This window comes from Enterobacter sp. ECC_219_Taxon_10 (assembly GCF_058354905.1).
Genome location: NZ_CM178005.1, coordinates 4,432,336 through 4,449,414 on the forward strand (window position 1 = coordinate 4,432,336; position 17,079 = coordinate 4,449,414).

Annotated in this window: 28 protein-coding genes; 5 read left to right on the forward strand and 23 right to left on the reverse strand. The window is 51.6% G+C overall.

The features are described from left to right. Positions 1–3 precede the first annotated feature (3 nt). From rplO to AC4ICF_RS21220, 23 genes are all read right to left on the reverse strand, one after another. The gene (rplO, locus tag AC4ICF_RS21110) at positions 4–438 is read right to left on the reverse strand and encodes a 50S ribosomal protein L15 (RefSeq protein WP_014885468.1); all 435 of its coding nucleotides are present in this window, start codon (positions 436–438) and stop codon (positions 4–6) included. Between the two features lie 3 nt (positions 439–441). Then, the gene (gene rpmD / locus AC4ICF_RS21115) at positions 442–621 is read right to left on the reverse strand and encodes a 50S ribosomal protein L30 (protein ID WP_003863301.1); all 180 of its coding nucleotides are present in this window, start codon (positions 619–621) and stop codon (positions 442–444) included. Between the two features lie 6 nt (positions 622–627). Then, on the reverse strand, positions 628–1,128 hold the full coding sequence (gene rpsE / locus AC4ICF_RS21120) for a 30S ribosomal protein S5 (RefSeq protein WP_003863299.1): 501 nt from the start codon (positions 1,126–1,128) through the stop codon (positions 628–630). A 14-nt stretch (positions 1,129–1,142) separates the two neighbouring features. Then, positions 1,143–1,496, reverse strand: a complete 354-nt coding sequence (gene rplR, locus AC4ICF_RS21125) for a 50S ribosomal protein L18 (protein ID WP_003863297.1) — start codon at positions 1,494–1,496, stop codon at positions 1,143–1,145. Between the two features lie 9 nt (positions 1,497–1,505). Continuing rightward, on the reverse strand, positions 1,506–2,039 hold the full coding sequence (rplF, locus tag AC4ICF_RS21130; protein ID WP_003863296.1) for a 50S ribosomal protein L6: 534 nt from the start codon (positions 2,037–2,039) through the stop codon (positions 1,506–1,508). A gap of 12 nt (positions 2,040–2,051) precedes the next feature. Further along, entirely contained in the window at positions 2,052–2,444 is a 393-nt protein-coding gene (gene rpsH, locus AC4ICF_RS21135; protein WP_006178918.1) for a 30S ribosomal protein S8, read from the reverse strand. 30 nt (positions 2,445–2,474) lie between these two features. Beyond that, positions 2,475–2,780 (reverse strand): 30S ribosomal protein S14, encoded by a 306-nt coding sequence (gene rpsN / locus AC4ICF_RS21140; RefSeq protein WP_003863291.1) that lies wholly within the window; start codon positions 2,778–2,780, stop codon positions 2,475–2,477. A gap of 14 nt (positions 2,781–2,794) precedes the next feature. Continuing rightward, positions 2,795–3,334 carry a 50S ribosomal protein L5 gene (gene rplE, locus AC4ICF_RS21145; RefSeq protein ID WP_001096202.1) on the reverse strand — a complete coding sequence of 180 codons (540 nt, stop codon included), beginning with the start codon at positions 3,332–3,334 and terminating at the stop codon, positions 2,795–2,797. A gap of 14 nt (positions 3,335–3,348) precedes the next feature. Next, positions 3,349–3,663, reverse strand: coding sequence for a 50S ribosomal protein L24 (gene rplX, locus AC4ICF_RS21150; RefSeq protein ID WP_003863287.1), 315 nt, complete (start codon positions 3,661–3,663; stop codon positions 3,349–3,351). A 10-nt stretch (positions 3,664–3,673) separates the two neighbouring features. Then, positions 3,674–4,045, reverse strand: a complete 372-nt coding sequence (gene rplN, locus AC4ICF_RS21155; RefSeq protein ID WP_002919748.1) for a 50S ribosomal protein L14 — start codon at positions 4,043–4,045, stop codon at positions 3,674–3,676. A gap of 166 nt (positions 4,046–4,211) precedes the next feature. Then, the gene (gene rpsQ / locus AC4ICF_RS21160) at positions 4,212–4,466 is read right to left on the reverse strand and encodes a 30S ribosomal protein S17 (protein WP_008503489.1); all 255 of its coding nucleotides are present in this window, start codon (positions 4,464–4,466) and stop codon (positions 4,212–4,214) included. Continuing rightward, positions 4,466–4,657 (reverse strand): 50S ribosomal protein L29, encoded by a 192-nt coding sequence (gene rpmC / locus AC4ICF_RS21165; RefSeq protein WP_003863282.1) that lies wholly within the window; start codon positions 4,655–4,657, stop codon positions 4,466–4,468. The genes rpsQ and rpmC overlap by 1 nt, the downstream gene beginning before the upstream one ends. Beyond that, positions 4,657–5,067, reverse strand: coding sequence for a 50S ribosomal protein L16 (gene rplP, locus AC4ICF_RS21170; protein WP_002919759.1), 411 nt, complete (start codon positions 5,065–5,067; stop codon positions 4,657–4,659). The genes rpmC and rplP overlap by 1 nt, the downstream gene beginning before the upstream one ends. Before the next feature lie 12 nt (positions 5,068–5,079). Next, the gene (rpsC, locus tag AC4ICF_RS21175; RefSeq protein ID WP_000529945.1) at positions 5,080–5,781 is read right to left on the reverse strand and encodes a 30S ribosomal protein S3; all 702 of its coding nucleotides are present in this window, start codon (positions 5,779–5,781) and stop codon (positions 5,080–5,082) included. 17 nt (positions 5,782–5,798) lie between these two features. Then, positions 5,799–6,131, reverse strand: coding sequence for a 50S ribosomal protein L22 (gene rplV, locus AC4ICF_RS21180; protein ID WP_002919773.1), 333 nt, complete (start codon positions 6,129–6,131; stop codon positions 5,799–5,801). 14 nt (positions 6,132–6,145) lie between these two features. Beyond that, positions 6,146–6,424, reverse strand: a complete 279-nt coding sequence (gene rpsS / locus AC4ICF_RS21185) for a 30S ribosomal protein S19 (RefSeq protein ID WP_001138117.1) — start codon at positions 6,422–6,424, stop codon at positions 6,146–6,148. Between the two features lie 16 nt (positions 6,425–6,440). After that, positions 6,441–7,262 carry a 50S ribosomal protein L2 gene (gene rplB, locus AC4ICF_RS21190; RefSeq protein WP_000301859.1) on the reverse strand — a complete coding sequence of 274 codons (822 nt, stop codon included), beginning with the start codon at positions 7,260–7,262 and terminating at the stop codon, positions 6,441–6,443. A gap of 17 nt (positions 7,263–7,279) precedes the next feature. Next, positions 7,280–7,582, reverse strand: coding sequence for a 50S ribosomal protein L23 (gene rplW / locus AC4ICF_RS21195; RefSeq protein WP_000617546.1), 303 nt, complete (start codon positions 7,580–7,582; stop codon positions 7,280–7,282). After that, on the reverse strand, positions 7,579–8,184 hold the full coding sequence (gene rplD, locus AC4ICF_RS21200) for a 50S ribosomal protein L4 (RefSeq protein ID WP_000424395.1): 606 nt from the start codon (positions 8,182–8,184) through the stop codon (positions 7,579–7,581). Before rplD ends, rplW begins: the two co-directional genes overlap by 4 nt. Before the next feature lie 10 nt (positions 8,185–8,194). Beyond that, the gene (gene rplC, locus AC4ICF_RS21205; RefSeq protein ID WP_003863274.1) at positions 8,195–8,824 is read right to left on the reverse strand and encodes a 50S ribosomal protein L3; all 630 of its coding nucleotides are present in this window, start codon (positions 8,822–8,824) and stop codon (positions 8,195–8,197) included. A 32-nt stretch (positions 8,825–8,856) separates the two neighbouring features. Beyond that, positions 8,857–9,168 (reverse strand): 30S ribosomal protein S10, encoded by a 312-nt coding sequence (gene rpsJ / locus AC4ICF_RS21210; protein ID WP_001181005.1) that lies wholly within the window; start codon positions 9,166–9,168, stop codon positions 8,857–8,859. A 244-nt stretch (positions 9,169–9,412) separates the two neighbouring features. After that, entirely contained in the window at positions 9,413–9,817 is a 405-nt protein-coding gene (locus AC4ICF_RS21215) for a type II secretion system protein GspB, cryptic system variant (protein ID WP_316380273.1), read from the reverse strand. Next, a complete protein-coding gene (locus AC4ICF_RS21220) occupies positions 9,814–11,271 on the reverse strand; it encodes a peptidoglycan-binding domain-containing protein (RefSeq protein WP_316380272.1) in 1,458 nt (485 codons plus the stop codon). The genes AC4ICF_RS21215 and AC4ICF_RS21220 overlap by 4 nt, the downstream gene beginning before the upstream one ends. Positions 11,272–11,308: 37 nt before the next feature. Between AC4ICF_RS21220 and AC4ICF_RS21225 the strand changes: the two genes are divergently transcribed. The 5 genes from AC4ICF_RS21225 to gspG are packed head-to-tail and all read left to right on the forward strand — an operon-like array spanning position 11,309 to position 17,078. Further along, positions 11,309–11,977 (forward strand): type II secretion system protein N, encoded by a 669-nt coding sequence (locus AC4ICF_RS21225; protein WP_316380271.1) that lies wholly within the window; start codon positions 11,309–11,311, stop codon positions 11,975–11,977. Then, a complete protein-coding gene (gspD, locus tag AC4ICF_RS21230) occupies positions 11,978–13,957 on the forward strand; it encodes a type II secretion system secretin GspD (RefSeq protein ID WP_316380270.1) in 1,980 nt (659 codons plus the stop codon). Beyond that, on the forward strand, positions 13,954–15,426 hold the full coding sequence (gene gspE / locus AC4ICF_RS21235; protein ID WP_316380269.1) for a type II secretion system ATPase GspE: 1,473 nt from the start codon (positions 13,954–13,956) through the stop codon (positions 15,424–15,426). The genes gspD and gspE overlap by 4 nt, the downstream gene beginning before the upstream one ends. Further along, entirely contained in the window at positions 15,426–16,625 is a 1,200-nt protein-coding gene (gspF, locus tag AC4ICF_RS21240) for a type II secretion system inner membrane protein GspF (protein WP_439209919.1), read from the forward strand. Before gspE ends, gspF begins: the two co-directional genes overlap by 1 nt. A 9-nt stretch (positions 16,626–16,634) precedes the next feature. Beyond that, complete coding sequence (gene gspG / locus AC4ICF_RS21245) at positions 16,635–17,078, forward strand: type II secretion system major pseudopilin GspG (protein ID WP_233003699.1); 444 nt, start codon at positions 16,635–16,637, stop codon at positions 17,076–17,078. Position 17,079: the final 1 nt, after the last annotated feature.

A 17,079-nucleotide genomic window follows, 5' to 3' on the forward strand; every position in this document is an offset into this window, starting at 1 on the left:
TACTTATTCCTCAATTTTACCGCCAGCAGCTTCGATAGCAGCACGAGCACCTTTAGTAACACGCAGGCCACGAACAGTTACCGGAGTAGAAACTTCACCAGACAGGATCACTTTCGCGAACTCGATCTGAATACCGATAATGTTAGCCGCTTTCAGCGTGTTCAGGTCTACAACGCCGCCTTCAACTTTCGCCAGGTCAGACAGACGGATTTCCGCTGTGATCGCTGCTTTGCGAGAGGTGAAGCCGAACTTCGGCAGACGACGGTACAGTGGCATCTGGCCACCCTCGAAACCGCGACGTACGCCACCGCCAGAACGAGAGTTCTGACCTTTGTGACCACGACCACCGGTTTTGCCGAGGCCAGAACCGATACCACGACCCAGGCGTTTACCCGCCTTTTTAGAGCCTTCGGCCGGAGACAGAGTATTTAAACGCATCTCTTACTCCTCAACTTTAACCATGAAGTAAACCGCGTTGACCATACCACGAACAGCAGGAGTATCCTCGCGCTCAACGGTATGACCAATACGACGCAGACCCAGGCCAAGCAGCGTTGCCTTGTGTTTCGGCAGACGACCGATTGCACTGCGGGTTTGAGTGATTTTAATAGTCTTTGCCATGGTCAATTACCCCAGAATTTCTTCAACGGATTTACCACGCTTGGCAGCGACCATTTCTGGAGAATTCATATTTTCCAGGCCATCAATAGTTGCACGAACCACGTTGATCGGGTTGGTGGAACCATATGCTTTAGCCAGTACGTTATGAACCCCAGCAACTTCCAGAACGGCGCGCATTGCACCACCGGCGATGATACCGGTACCTTCTGAAGCTGGCTGCATGAATACACGAGAACCCGTGTGAACACCTTTAACTGGGTGCTGCAGGGTGCCGTTGTTCAGCGCGACGTTAATCATATTGCGACGGGCTTTTTCCATCGCTTTCTGGATCGCTGCTGGAACTTCACGCGCTTTACCGTAACCAAAACCAACGCGACCATTACCATCACCCACTACAGTCAGAGCTGTGAAGGAGAAAATACGACCACCTTTAACGGTTTTAGATACGCGGTTTACCGCGATCAGCTTTTCCTGCAGTTCGCCAGCCTGTTTTTCGATGTGAGCCATCTTACACCTCTACCTTAGAACTGAAGGCCAGCTTCACGGGCAGCATCTGCCAGTGCCTGGACACGACCATGATATTGGAACCCGGAACGGTCAAAGGAAACATTGCTGATGCCTTTTTCCAGAGCGCGTTCTGCAACAGCTTTACCTACAGCTGCAGCGGCGTCTTTGTTACCGGTGTACTTCAATTGTTCTGAGATAGCTTTTTCTACAGTAGAAGCAGCTACCAGAACTTCAGAACCGTTCGGTGCAATTACCTGTGCGTAAATATGACGCGGGGTACGATGTACCACCAGGCGAGTTGCACCCAGCTCTTTGAGCTTGCGGCGTGCGCGGGTCGCACGACGGATACGAGCAGATTTCTTATCCATAGTGTTACCTTACTTCTTCTTAGCCTCTTTGGTACGCACGACTTCGTCGGCGTAACGAACACCCTTGCCTTTGTAAGGCTCAGGACGACGGTAGGCGCGCAGATCTGCTGCAACCTGGCCGATCAGCTGTTTATCAGCGCCTTTCAGCACGATTTCAGTTTGAGTCGGACATTCTGCAGTGATACCGGCCGGCAGCGGATGCTCAACAGGGTGTGAGAAGCCCAGAGACAGGCCTACTGCATTCCCTTTGATAGCTGCACGATAACCTACACCAACCAGCTGAAGCTTTTTAGTGAAGCCTTCGGTAACACCAACAACCATTGAGTTCAGCAGGGCACGCGCGGTACCAGCCTGAGCCCATCCATCCACGAAACCATCACGTGGACCGAAGGTCAGAGCGTTATCTGCATGTTTAACTTCAACAGCTTTGTTGAGGGTACGAGTCAGCTCGCCGTTTTTACCTTTGATCGTAATAACCTGACCGTCGATTTTTACATCAACGCCGGCAGGAATAACGACCGGTGCTTTAGCAACACGAGACATTCTTTCCTCCGATTAGGCTACGTAGCAGATAATTTCGCCACCAAGACCAGCCTGGCGCGCTGCACGATCAGTCATAACACCTTTAGAGGTAGAAACAACTGCGATACCAAGGCCAGCCATAACTTTTGGCAGCTCATCTTTTTTCTTATAGATGCGCAGGCCTGGGCGGCTGACACGCTGAATGCTTTCTACAACAGCTTTACCCTGGAAATACTTGAGAGTAAGTTCCAGTTCCGGCTTGGTGTCGCCTTCAACTTTAAAATCTTCGATAAAACCTTCTTCCTTCAGCACGTTGGCAATTGCCACTTTCAGCTTGGCGGAAGGCATGGTGACCGCAACTTTGTTCGCGGCCTGACCGTTACGGATACGGGTCAGCATATCCGCGATCGGATCTTGCATGCTCATCTGTCTTTACTCCCGTGATTCAATTGGTAATTACCAGCTAGCCTTTTTCAAGCCTGGCACTTCACCGCGCATGGCGGCTTCACGCAGTTTGATACGGCTCAACCCAAACTTGCCCACATAACCATGTGGACGACCTGTTTGACGACAGCGGTTACGCTGACGAGACGGGCTGGAATCACGCGGCAGAGACTGCAGCTTGAGAACCGCATTCCAACGATCTTCGTCGGAAGCGTTCACATCAGAAATGATCGCTTTCAGTTCAGCGCGTTTAGCGAAGAATTTATCAGCTAAAGCTACGCGCTTTACTTCGCGTGCTTTCATTGATTGCTTAGCCATTCAGTAACCCTACCTTACTTGCGGAACGGGAAGTCAAAGGCAGCCAGCAGAGCACGGCCTTCTTCGTCAGATTTCGCAGTAGTGGTAATGGTAATATCCAAACCACGCACGCGGTCGACTTTATCGTAGTCGATTTCTGGGAAGATGATCTGCTCACGGACACCCATGCTGTAGTTACCACGACCGTCGAAAGACTTCGCGGACAGGCCACGGAAGTCACGGATACGTGGAACAGCAATAGTGATCAGGCGCTCAAAGAACTCCCACATGCGTTCGCCACGCAGAGTTACTTTACAGCCGATCGGATAGCCCTGACGGATTTTGAAGCCTGCAACAGATTTGCGTGCTTTGGTGATCAGCGGTTTTTGACCGGAGATTGCTGTCAGATCAGCTGCTGCGTTATCCAGCAGTTTCTTGTCAGCGATCGCTTCACCAACACCCATGTTCAGGGTGATCTTCTCGACCCGAGGGACTTGCATGACAGAATTGTAGTTAAACTCGGTCATGAGTTTCTTAACTACTTCGTCTTTGTAGTAATCATGCAGTTTCGCCATCGTACTACTCCAAATTACTTGATAGTTTCGCTGTTAGACTTGAAGAAACGGACTTTTTTGCCGTCTTCGAATCTAAAGCCTACACGGTCAGCCTTGCCGGTAGCCGCATTGAAGATTGCAACGTTAGAAACCTGAATAGCAGCTTCTTTTTCAACGATGCCGCCTGGTTGGTTCAGGGCCGGAACCGGCTTCTGATGTTTCTTAACCAGGTTGATACCTTCAACGACAAGTTTGCCGGAAGACAGAACATTTTTTACTTTACCGCGTTTACCTTTATCTTTACCGGTTAACACGATAACTTCGTCATCACGACGGATTTTCGCTGCCATGATTCGCTCCTTAGAGTACTTCTGGTGCCAGAGAGATAATTTTCATGAACTTCTCAGTACGAAGTTCACGAGTTACCGGCCCAAAGATACGCGTGCCGATAGGCTGCTCGCTGTTATTGTTTAAAATAACGCATGCATTACCATCGAAGCGAATGACAGAACCGTCAGGGCGACGAACACCCTTCTTGGTGCGCACCACTACCGCCTTCAGCACATCACCTTTTTTGACCTTACCACGTGGAATTGCTTCCTTGATGGTGATCTTGATGATGTCGCCTACGCCTGCGTAGCGACGGTGCGAGCCACCCAGAACCTTGATACACATTACGCGACGTGCACCGGAGTTGTCGGCGACGTTCAGCATAGTCTGTTCTTGGATCATTTTAGTGCTCCGCTAATGTCAACTACTACCTGAGACTCTAAAATCAGAGCCGTTAAAAAGCCCCATATCGAGGGCGCGGCATTATAACACCGCTTCTGCAATATGGGTAGAAAAAATAAACGGCTCATCGCTGAGCCGTTTATTCGTATTGAGAAGGCGTACTGTATTACAGAACCGCTTTCTCTACAACGCGAACCAGCGTCCAGGACTTAGTCTTGGACAGTGGACGGCATTCACGGATTTCAACCTTGTCGCCGATACCACATTCGTTGTTCTCGTCATGTACGTGCAGTTTGGTCGTACGCTTGATGAATTTACCGTAGATCGGGTGTTTCACAATACGTTCGATAGCTACAACAATGGATTTCTCCATTTTGTCGCTAACAACACGACCTTGCAGAGTACGGATTTTATCGGTCATTACGCACCCGCCTTCTGAGTCAGTAAAGTCTTAACGCGTGCAACATTGCGACGCACTTGCTTCAGCAGGTGAGTCTGTTGCAGCTGGCCACTTGCAGCCTGCATACGCAGGTTGAACTGCTCACGCAGCAGGTTCAGCAGCTCAGCGTTCAGCTCTTCAACGCTTTTTTCACGCAGCTCTTTTGCTTTCATTACATCACCGTCTTAGTTACAAAGGTGGTTTTGATAGGCAGTTTCGCTGCTGCCAGGCCGAAGGCTTCACGGGCCAGCTCTTCCGGAACACCGTCCATTTCATAAAGGACTTTGCCCGGTTGGATCAAGGCAACCCAGTACTCCACGTTACCTTTACCTTTACCCATACGAACTTCCAGCGGCTTCTCGGTGATCGGTTTGTCCGGGAATACACGGATCCAGATCTTACCTTGACGCTTAACTGCACGGGTCATTGCACGACGTGCTGCTTCGATCTGACGTGCAGTCAGACGACCACGGCCAACAGCTTTCAGACCGAAAGTGCCGAAGCTAACATCCGTACCCTGCGCCAGACCACGGTTGCGGCCTTTGTGCACTTTACGGAATTTTGTACGCTTTGGTTGTAACATCAGCGACGCTCCTTATTTACGGCCTTTACGCTGCTGCTTTTTAGGTTGAGCAGCCGGTTTTTCCGGTTGTTCAACAGCAGCCATACCACCCAGGATCTCACCTTTGAAGATCCATACCTTAACGCCGATTACACCGTAAGTGGTGTGCGCTTCAGAGGTGTTGTAGTCGATGTCAGCACGCAGAGTGTGCAGCGGTACGCGACCTTCACGGTACCATTCGGTACGTGCGATTTCCGCGCCGCCCAGACGGCCGCTAACTTCAACTTTGATACCCTTAGCGCCCAGACGCATTGCGTTCTGTACAGCACGCTTCATAGCACGACGGAACATAACACGACGTTCCAGCTGAGAAGTGATGCTGTCAGCAACCAATTTAGCGTCCAGTTCAGGCTTACGAACTTCAGCGATATTGATCTGTGCAGGAACGCCAGCGATATCCGCTACGACCTTGCGCAGTTTTTCTACGTCTTCGCCTTTCTTACCGATAACGATGCCAGGACGAGCAGTGTGAATAGTCACACGGATGCTCTTAGCTGGACGCTCGATAACGATACGAGATACAGACGCTTTAGCCAGTTCCTTAGTCAGGTACTGACGTACTTTAAAATCGCTGTCCAGGTTGTCAGCGAATTCTTTGGTGTTCGCAAACCAGGTAGAGTTCCATGGTTTTACAATACCCAGGCGAATACCATTAGGATGTACTTTCTGACCCATTGCTAGTCTCCAGAGTCTCAGCGATCGGACACAACCACAGTAATGTGGCTGGTGCGCTTCAGGATGCGATCTGCACGACCTTTCGCACGCGGCATAATGCGCTTCATGCTTGGGCCTTCATCTACGAAAATTTTCGCGACTTTCAGATCGTCGATGTCAGCGCCATCGTTGTGTTCAGCGTTAGCAATGGCAGATTCCAGTACTTTCTTGACCAATACCGCAGCTTTCTTGTTGGTATAGGTCAGGATGTCCAGGGCCTGCGACACTTTCTTACCGCGAATCAGGTCAGCAACAAGGCGAACCTTCTGTGCAGAAGAACGAGCATGGCGATGTTGAGCTAAAGTTTCCATCTCTTCCTCCTACCTTATTTCTTCTTCGCTTTTTTATCAGCAGCGTGGCCGCGATAAGTACGAGTCGGTGCGAATTCACCCAGTTTGTGACCAACCATTTCGTCGGTAACAAAGACTGGAACGTGCTGACGACCATTATGGACAGCGATGGTCAAACCGATCATGTTAGGAAAGATCGTTGAACGACGGGACCAAGTGCGCAGGGGCTTCTTGTCTCCGCTTTCCACCGCTTTCTCTACCTTCTTCAGCAAGTGCAGGTCAATAAAAGGACCTTTCTTGAGAGAACGTGGCATGGCTTATCCTCTAAAATTATTTGCTACGGCGACGTACGATAAATTTATCAGTACGCTTGTTGCTGCGGGTCTTCTTACCTTTGGTCTGAACGCCCCACGGAGTTACCGGGTGCTTACCAAAGTTACGACCTTCACCACCACCATGTGGGTGATCGACTGGGTTCATCGCAGTACCGCGAACGGTAGGACGAACACCACGCCAGCGTGCAGCACCAGCTTTACCCAGAACGCGCAGCATATGCTCAGCATTGCCAACTTCGCCCAGAGTAGCGCGGCAGTCTGCTTCAACTTTACGCATTTCACCAGAACGCAGACGCAGGGTGACATAAGCACCATCACGCGCAACGATCTGAACGTAAGTACCAGCGGAACGTGCCAGCTGACCGCCTTTACCTGGTTTCATTTCTACGTTATGAACGGTAGAACCAACCGGGATATTGCGCATCGGCAGGGTGTTGCCTGCTTTGATTGCAGCATCAACGCCAGACTGAATCTGGTCGCCAGCTTTCAGGCCTTTAGGGGCCAGGATGTAACGGCGCTCGCCATCTTTGTACAGAACCAGCGCGATGTTCGCGGAACGGTTCGGATCGTACTCAAGACGCTCAACAACTGCTGGGATACCGTCTTTGTTGCGTTTGAAGTCAACAATACGATAAGCCTGCTTGTGGCCACCACCGATGTGACGAGTGGTGATACGGCCATTGTTGTTACGACCACCGGATTTGCTGTTTTTTTCCAGCAACGGAGCAAAAGGTTTGCCCTTGTGCAGCTCAGGGTTAACCACTTTAACTACGTGGCGACGACCCGGAGATGTCGGTTTACATTTAACAACTGCCATTGTATTACTCCTCCGACTTACTCAGCGCCGCCAACGAAGTCCAGATTCTGGCCTTCTTTCAGGGTGACGTAAGCTTTTTTCCAGTCGCTACGACGACCGATACGCTGTCCGTGACGTTTAACTTTCCCTTTAACTACCAGGGTGTTAACGACTTCGACTTCGACTTCAAACAGTTTCTGCACAGCAGCTTTGATCTCTGCTTTGGTCGCGTCTTTAGCAACTTTGAGAACGATGGTGTTTGTTTTTTCCATCGCAGTAGACGCTTTTTCAGAAACGTGCGGTGCGCGAAGCACCTTCAGCAGACGTTCTTCACGAATCATGCCAGCATCTCCTCAACTTGCTTAACAGCATCAGCAGTCATTACGACTTTGTCGAAGGCGATCAGGCTAACCGGGTCGATACCAGTCGCATCGCGTACGTCAACCTTGTGCAGGTTACGTGCGGCCAGGAACAGGTTCTCGTCCAGCTCACCGGTGATGATCAGCACATCTTCCAGAGCCATGTCTTTCAGTTTCTGTGCCAGCAGCTTAGTTTTAGGCGCTTCAACAGAGAACTTCTCGACAACGATCAGACGATCCTGACGTACCAGTTCGGACAGGATGCTTTTCAGCGCGCCGCGGTACATCTTTTTGTTAACTTTTTGACTGTGGTCCTGTGGACGCGCAGCGAAGGTCACGCCACCTGAACGCCAGATCGGGCTCTTGATAGAACCTGAACGCGCACGGCCGGTACCTTTCTGGCGCCATGGCTTTTTGCCAGAACCAGTTACTTCAGCACGAGTCTTCTGAGCACGAGTACCCTGACGAGCACCAGCTGCATAAGCAACAACAACCTGGTGAACCAGCGCTTCGTTGAAATCACGACCGAAGGTAGTTTCGGAAACAGTCAGCGCGCTCTGCGCGTCTTTCAATACTAATTCCATTGCTATCCCCTTACGCCTTCACAGCTGGTTTAACGATCAGGTCGCTACCGGTTGCACCCGGGACCGCACCTTTAACCAGCAGCAGGTTGCGCTCAGCGTCAACACGTACTACGTCCAGGCTCTGAACGGTTACACGTTCGTTACCCAGCTGACCTGCCATTTTCTTGCCTTTGAACACTTTGCCCGGAGTCTGGTTCTGACCGATAGAACCCGGAACGCGGTGAGACAAGGAGTTACCGTGAGTAGCGTCCTGGGTACGGAAGTTCCAGCGCTTAACGGTACCAGCAAAACCTTTACCTTTAGAGGTACCGGTTACGTCAACTTTTTTAACGTCAGCAAACAGCTCAACGCTAATGTCCTGACCTACGGTGAACTCTTCGCCTTCAGCAAGACGGAATTCCCACAGACCACGGCCAGCTTCTACGCCAGCTTTAGCGAAGTGACCCGCTTCTGGTTTGGTTACACGGTTAGCTTTTTTAGCACCAGTGGTAACCTGAATAGCGCGGTAGCCATCGTTAGCCAGATCTTTAACCTGAGTAACGCGGTTTGCTTCAACTTCGATTACGGTTACTGGGATAGAAACGCCATCTTCAGTGAAGATGCGGGTCATACCCACTTTTTTACCGACTAAACCAATCATTGTTTCAACCTCTCAATCGCTCGATGACCTGATTAACCCAGGCTGATCTGCACGTCTACACCGGCAGCCAGATCCAGACGCATCAGAGCATCAACGGTTTTCTCAGTTGGCTCAACGATGTCAACCAGACGCTTGTGAGTGCGGATTTCGTACTGATCGCGCGCGTCTTTGTTGACGTGCGGGGAGATCAGAACGGTGAAGCGCTCTTTGCGGGTCGGCAGCGGGATCGGACCACGGACTTGCGCACCAGTGCGCTTAGCAGTCTCGACGATTTCCGCGGTTGATTGATCGATCAGACGATGATCAAACGCTTTAAGGCGGATACGGATTCTTTGGTTCTGCATGAGACCAGAGCTCCAATTATTTTATAAACGAAAATGATTACTCCTCAAACCCATTACGATTGATGGGAGAGTGTAACCGTTCTTACGTAGCTCCCCAATTGGGAGCATTGTTGAGTAACAAAATGAGCTACTCTGGTTCTGATTGAACCCGCCGTCAATTACGACAAGCCCGCGCATTATACGTATTTGCCGCATTATTGCAAGCTAACTGTGTCGATAATAATCAACCACGGGTTAGCCGGGCTTACTTACTGTCAATTTCTGCCATCGCCTGCTTTACCCGCGCCTCAAGCGAGGTGTTATCATGCTGCCTGTTGTAAGTAGATACATCTTCCCCAGCCTCGTCCTCGTCTGTTTGAGCAGCGGCCGAGTCAGCCTCCACCTCATTCTCTTCAGGCACAGGTTCCGGCAGCGGCTTTTGTTTATAGATGAAATGCTCCTTCGAAAGGACATAATGTTGTGCTGCTGGAGTGATTGACGGCGAGCACCAGAGCCAGTTGCGCACGTAATAGCCCGCCAGAATAAAGAGGAAAAGATAGCCGATGCTGCCGATAAACATGAGTGCGAGGCGAACTAGCGTGCGACGCTGGTGCCCCGGCGCAGGCTCAAAAGCCACCTGCCGGGCCGAGCAATAGAGTCTGAACATCATTTCGTCTCCTGTTCCCGAAGTAATTCGGGGCTTTCACCCAACGCCTGCCAAAGCCGTATCAGCGTCCCCTGGCCGATCATGCCGTCTGTTACCAGGTGGTTTTGAGACTGAAACTGGCGTACCTTTTCGGTGAGCAGCCCCGTCCATTCACCAGTATTCTCGGCCTCGGTATTCAGCACGCGGCTAAGCATGATATCCAGCCATAGAATGTCGTCGACGCTGCTTTTGCGGGTAATCATAGACTTGCCGTCGGGAGACAGTTTCCACATTAAGGTGTAATGCCCGCGCCAGACCTCGTTAAACCAATCCTTTCTGAGGCGCCAGGTTTTTTGCCCCGCCAATGCAATAAGCTCGCTGTCGCTTACGCCGATAATCACCACCGGTACGATCTTTTCAGCAACGTGCAGTTGCGCAATCCACGGAACCCCCAGTTTCTCCAGCGCCTCCTGCGTCGAAGTACCCGACAGGCAGGTTAAATTTGCACGGTAGGCCTGATCGCACCACGCTTCTCCCTTTTCGGCATCGTAGCCCCAGACGTGATACAAAAGTCCCATCGCATCCTGAGTCGACATGATCTCATCTGTCAGATCGACCTGGCTGGCGTCAGCATGCGAAGGCAAAACCAGAAACGGCGATGAAAATGCCGGAAACCAGTGGGATAAGGTATTGGCAGAAGACCAGCCTACGGCCATCCCCGCAGTAGCCAGCAGAACGAATGTAAAGAAACACGCCAGACGATTACGACGTGCGGGTAAACAACGGAGTACCGCTCGTTGTGCATCCTGGGTTATCTCCAGCGGAAGCGCTGCATCAGGGGGTATAACCTGGCGAAGACACCATCCGGCTCTTGCCAACAGACGAAGATTTCCCCTACTTACGCTGGCGATCCGGTTAATAAACGACACCGGTAACGCAGAATCTATACCAGCATGACAGACGATAACGTGCTCACTCTCCTCCCGAGTGGGTTGAGGGATAGACAACCACACAGGCTGTCTGCATACCGCTTGACGACGCTGCCGGGGGGTAAACGCTCCCAACGTAACGAAACGTGCGCCAGGAAAAATAGCCTTAACCTGCTGGACCGTGCTAGCAAAATGCGTGAGGCAATGACAATTGTCGAGAACAATCAGAAGCGCTCCTTCCGATCCGGTATGCAATTCGCCCAGAAGGCTGGGCCACGCCGCAGTAACCGGAAGTAACCGTCCAATCAGATTGCAGTCGGCCTCGCTGTCATAAATCACCGTCCATTCCTGTCGGTATCCGCTAACGTTGACGGGAGTAAGCATCAGCGCACGTCCGGCAAAAGACTTCGCCATAGCCAATCCAATAGTGGTTTTCCCTGCGCCGCTTATCCCTTCGATGGCGAGCCACGCCTCGCGTTGCAGGGTTTCGAGACCATAAGAAATAATATGTTTCTGCCGAGGAGTAAGAATATTATTTATTTCATCCATGAATAATCACATAATTGTATATTATCGTTTTCCTAAAATGACTGACAGCAAAGTAAATATCTTGCCGCCTCACCGGCGCAATTATATTATCCAGCATATTAACAGTGAAGCAGAATTACGCCACAGCAAATTTAATAAAGTCATCATGATTACAAAGAACATATTCCTGAAGCATGAGCAGCTTTTACAGCATACATTTGTTTTATTAATATTCATCAGCATCATGATCACATTTAGTTCAATCTATATTTCGTATAGTAAATGGCATAATAATCGACAATTAGCGCAAGAGTCGCAGATTGCCTTGCCGTTTTTACGTACGCCCTCTACACAGGCCTGGCGTCTCTCCGCGCAGCCTGCGGCAGATTTCCAGCCTGCCGCAACGAAAAGTCACTTAGATGTTTTTTTATCAGGGGTAATATTGAGCGGAATTATATTTAGCTCTCACAATGACGCCTCACGAGCTATCCTCAAAGAAGGTTCGCAGCAGAATATTTATGCGATAAATCAGTCGCTACGTTCGGAGCCATCAGTACACATCGTTGCGATTACGAAAAATCAGGTAATTTTTTCTCGTGCAGGAAAGATAAAGCAATTATCGCTGCTGAAATCCGCATCTCACGAGAACCTGGCGCACTCCTCAACGCCTGCATTGACTGATAATTCACACTCTAGTACGCAGTTCCAGGATGTTAAGGAAAACTAAATGGAGCGAATTACGCCCCGCTTTCTTTTAAAGAGCATTTCACTCGTACTGTTGATCTCCCTATGCGGCCAACCGGCGCAGGCTGCCAATTACACGGCCAATTTTAACGACGCGGATATCCGTTCTTTTGTCGATGTCGTCGGGCAAAACATCGGTAAAACCATTCTTATAGATCCCGATGTGAAAGGCACCATCTCAATCAGAAGCGCCGATACCTTCAATGAAGCCGAGTATTATCAATTTTTCTTGAGCGTCCTCGATCTGTATGGATTCTCTATCATCACGCTCGATAACGGTTTTTTAAAGGTCGTACGTTCGGAAAAGGTCAAAGCGCTGCCCGGCAGGCTTTCGTCTAGCGACCGACCAGGTCAGGGCGATGAATTAGTGACACGCATTGTGCCGCTGGAAAATGTTCCTGCACGCGCGCTCTCACCTCTTCTTCGCCAGATGCTCGAAGGCGGTAAGGTGGGTAATGTGGTTCATTATGAACCATCGAATGTACTCATCATCACCGGTAAAGCATCTACCGTTAATCGTCTGTTTGAGGTCGTAAAGCGGGTAGATGTCATGGGCAGCGAGAAAGAACAAATAATCCCCCTTCGCTATGCCTCCGCTGTCGACCTGGCAGACGTGTTAAACGATCTATCACGCGAGAGCGGCAAAGAGACCAGACCCGCCACGTTACAGGCACGTATTGTTGCCGACAAACGCAGCAATACCCTTATCATCAGCGGCTCTGACCGTGCACGTGCGCGTATCTCACAACTGGTTTCCAGACTGGATCGCGAAGAACAGGGACAGGGGAATACCCGCGTCTGGTATCTGAAGTATGCCAAAGCCGAGAAGCTGGTCGAGGTACTGACCGGCATTTCACAAAAGCTAAAAGAGGATAAAAGCGCAGCGGGAAAAACGGTCGACAGCAATACCTCCGTTTCTATAACTGCGGATGAGCAGACCAACTCGCTGGTAATCACGGCCAATCAGAGCATACTGCAGCAGCTGGCGCCGGTCATTGAGAAACTGGATATCCGCCGCGCTCAGGTTCTTGTCGAAGCGATCATCGTTGAAGTACAGGACGGGAAAGGAATGAACCTTGGCGTGCAATGGGCGAATAAAAACGTCGGTGCCCAGCAGTTCAGCAATTCGGGCCTGCCGATATTTAACGCCGCGCAGGGGATCGATGAATTTAAAAAACAGGGTGGTATTACCAGCGATAACCCCGCTTACAATCTCTTCAGCAACTATAGCGGCCTGGCAGCTGGCTTCTTCAACGGCGACTGGGCAGTGCTCCTTACTGCGCTGAGCTCCGATAATAAGAACGATATTTTATCCACGCCGAGCATTGTCACTCTGGATAACAAAGAAGCCTCCTTCAACGTCGGTCAGGATGTGCCGGTGCTTTCTGGCTCACAAACCACCTCCGGCGATAACGTGTTCAACACGGTTGAACGTAAAACGGTGGGCACCAAGCTGAAGGTAACACCACAAATCAACGAAGGCGATGCCGTACTGATGGAGATTGAGCAGGAGGTATCAAGCGTTGACTCCTCCGCAAACTCGTCATCGCTCGGCCCAACCTTTAATACGCGTACTATCCAGAACGCGGTTCTGGTGAAAAGCGGCGAAACGGTGGTGCTTGGCGGCTTGATGGATGATGCCAGTAAGCAAGAAGTCTCTAAGGTCCCGCTGCTGGGCGACATCCCGTTGATTGGACAGTTGTTCCGTTATACCTCCAATGAAAAGAGCAAACGCAATCTGATGGTGTTTATCCGTCCTACCATCATTCGCAGTGACGATGTGTATCGTTCGCTCTCGCAAGAGAAATACTCACGCTTCAGCGATCTGCAAAAAGAACGGAAGACAAAACGTGACGGCACACTGCCAGGCGTCGATGATATTGAGCAGCTAGATAGCCACATTTTCGACAAACCGGCTAACCCGCGCACCAGCAACCCTTTTAGCGGCCCGGACGAAAAATGACACACTTCACCTGGCGAAAGGCGCAGCAGCAGGGAGTCGTCATCCATCACGGCGAGCTGATCTATGCCGATGATACGCAGTTGGAGCCGCTACTGGACGCAGCCACTTCTGGGGTGGAATGTCGAACATTCACTCGCCTATCACCGCAGCAGTTTGAAGAGAGACTGGAGCAGATTTTCCAACAGGACAGCGGTACCGCCCAGCTGATCGCTGAAGATCTCAATAACTCGGACGACCTTAATGCACTCTCGGAGGAGATACCTACAAACGAAGACCTCCTCAATGAAGAGTCTGACGCGCCCGTGATCCGGCTTATCAACGCCGTACTGGGCGAAGCAATTAAAGAACATGCTTCCGATATCCACATCGAAGTGTTTGAAAAGACAATGAGCATTCGCTTTCGTGTGGACGGCGTCTTGCATCCCGTTGTTCAGCCTAATAAAAAACTAGCCGCGCTGCTCATCTCGCGCATTAAGGTGATGGCGAAACTGGATATCGCCGAGAAACGTTTACCTCAGGACGGGCGTATCACACTAAAGATTGGTCATCGTAACATTGACGTCCGAGTCTCAACCCTCCCCTCTCAGCACGGTGAGCGCGTGGTGCTTCGCCTGCTGGATAAAAGCAGCCTGCGGCTTTCCATCGACAGCCTGGATATGTCGCCCGACGATGCCGACAATCTTAAACGCCTGATCGCCCTGCCGCACGGCATAATCCTGGTCACCGGGCCGACGGGCTCAGGTAAGAGCACCACGCTCTACGCCATCCTCTCCGCACTGAATAATCCGGGGCGCAATATTCTCACGGTTGAAGATCCAATCGAATACGAACTGGAGGGTATTGGTCAGACGCAGGTGAACAGCCGTGTGGATATGTCTTTTGCCCGCGGGCTTCGCGCCATCCTGCGTCAGGATCCGGATGTGGTGATGGTGGGTGAGATACGCGATGGTGAAACTGCCCAGATTGCAGTACAGGCCTCGCTGACAGGCCACCTTGTCTTATCGACGTTACACACCAATAGCGCCGCAGGTGCAATCACCCGCCTGCGGGATATGAACATTGAGCCGTTTTTACTCTCCTCCTCGCTGGTGGGCATTATTGCGCAGCGGCTGGTGCGGCGACTGTGCCCGCATTGTAAAACGCCGCATCCCCTCACTGATGCACAGCGGGCACTGCTGCAGGCGCAAGGGGCTAACGCCAGGCAACTCTGGCAAGCAAAGGGGTGTCCGGCCTGCCGCCACAGCGGCTATCACGGGCGGCTGGCCATCCACGAGCTGTTGCTGATTACATCTGAACTGCGCGCTGCGATCCATGAAGAGGCAAACGAACAGCGGCTGGAACAGCTTCGCCAGCAGCGGCACCACAGCCTGCTTGCTAACGGCGTGCGGGTGGCCGTTGAAGGGCTCACCTCGCTTGAAGAGGTCTTGCGCGTCACGTCGGAAGCGCAGATCACACCGGAGAATCTGTGATGAAATTTTTCTGGCAGGCAACAGACCTTCAGGGTAACGCGACAAAAGGTACACTGGACGCGCAAAGCGAGCGAGAAGTGGTCGCCTGGCTGCGTGGTCAGGGCTTGCTTCCGCAGGTAATCCGGTCGCAAAAAGTCTCGAGGACGTTGCGATGGTCAACCAAACGTATCCGCCACAGCGAGCTAACCCTTTTTACCCGACAGCTCGCTACGCTTGTCGCCGCCGCACTACCACTGGATGAGGCGCTGGCGGCTATTCAGCAGCAAAAAGAGAACAAAAATCTATCGACGATCATTAACGCACTGCGCCAGGCCATTCTCGAAGGACAATCCCTCTCCACAGCGATGCAATCGCACCCGCGCCTGTTCGACGCGGTATTTTGTACGCTGGTAAAAGCGGGGGAAACGGTGGGACAACTCGGGAAAGTGCTTGAAAGACTCGCAGATTACAACGAAGCACGACAGAGGATGCGCGGCAAACTAATGCAGGCGCTGATCTACCCCACCCTGTTAACGACGGTCGCTATCCTGGTGGTAGCGATTCTGCTCACAACGGTAGTGCCCAAAGTCGCCGAACAGTTTGTTCATCTGCAGCACGCCCTACCGCTTACGACCCGCATTCTTCTGGCTATCAGTGGAGCGCTGTCTACTTACGGTCCGGTACTCCTGCTAAGCCTCGTGCTGGCGGCAACATTATTTGTCCGCTGGCTGCGAAAAAAGGGCAATCGCCTGCGTTTTCATCGGGCGTTGATCACCGTTCGCCTGACGGCGCCGCTGGTATGCGCCGTCAATAGCGCGTGCTATTTGCGCGCCTTAAGCATCCTCAACGGTAGCGGTGTCCCGCTGTTACAGGGGATGTCGCTTGCGGCCGAGGGGGTGAGCAATCTGGAGATCCGCCAGCGCCTGGCTGAAGCCGCCGAAAGTGTACGGCAGGGAAACAGCGTCTGCCGCTCGTTAGAAAAGACCGCCATTTTCCCGCCCATGATGCTGTATATGATTGCCTCGGGTGAAAAAAGTGGTCAGCTCGGCGAGCTCATGCAGCGGGCCACCGAAAACCAGGACGTTCAGTTACAAAATCGCATCGCGATAACGCTGGCCATCTTTGAGCCCGCGCTGATCGTCATAATGGCAATGATTGTTCTGTTTATCGTCGTATCGGTGATGCAACCCATCTTGCAGCTCAACTCGTTAATGAACTAAGGAAAGGCAATGGAAAGAACGTACAGCCATAAACAGCAGGGTTTTACGCTGATGGAACTAATGGTGGTCATCGTGATTCTCGGTGTCCTGGCCAGTCTCGTTGTTCCCAATCTGATGGGCAACAAAGACCGGGCGGATCGACAAAAAGCGGTGAGCGATCTTGTGGCGCTGGAAAGTGCACTGGACATGTACAAGCTCGACAACCATCGCTACCCCACCACCGAACAGGGTCTAAATGCGCTTATCACCGCGCCGACACTCGCGCCCCGTGCGGAAAACTACAGCGCGGGCGGCTATATCCGCCGACTACCAACCGATCCGTGGGGTAACGATTACCTGTTAATTAGCCCGGGGGAGCATGGCGCTATAGACATCAGTTCAACGGGGCCGGACGGTGAAACGGGTACCGCCGATGATATTAACAACTGGGAAATCGATAAGAAGACGCCTTAAG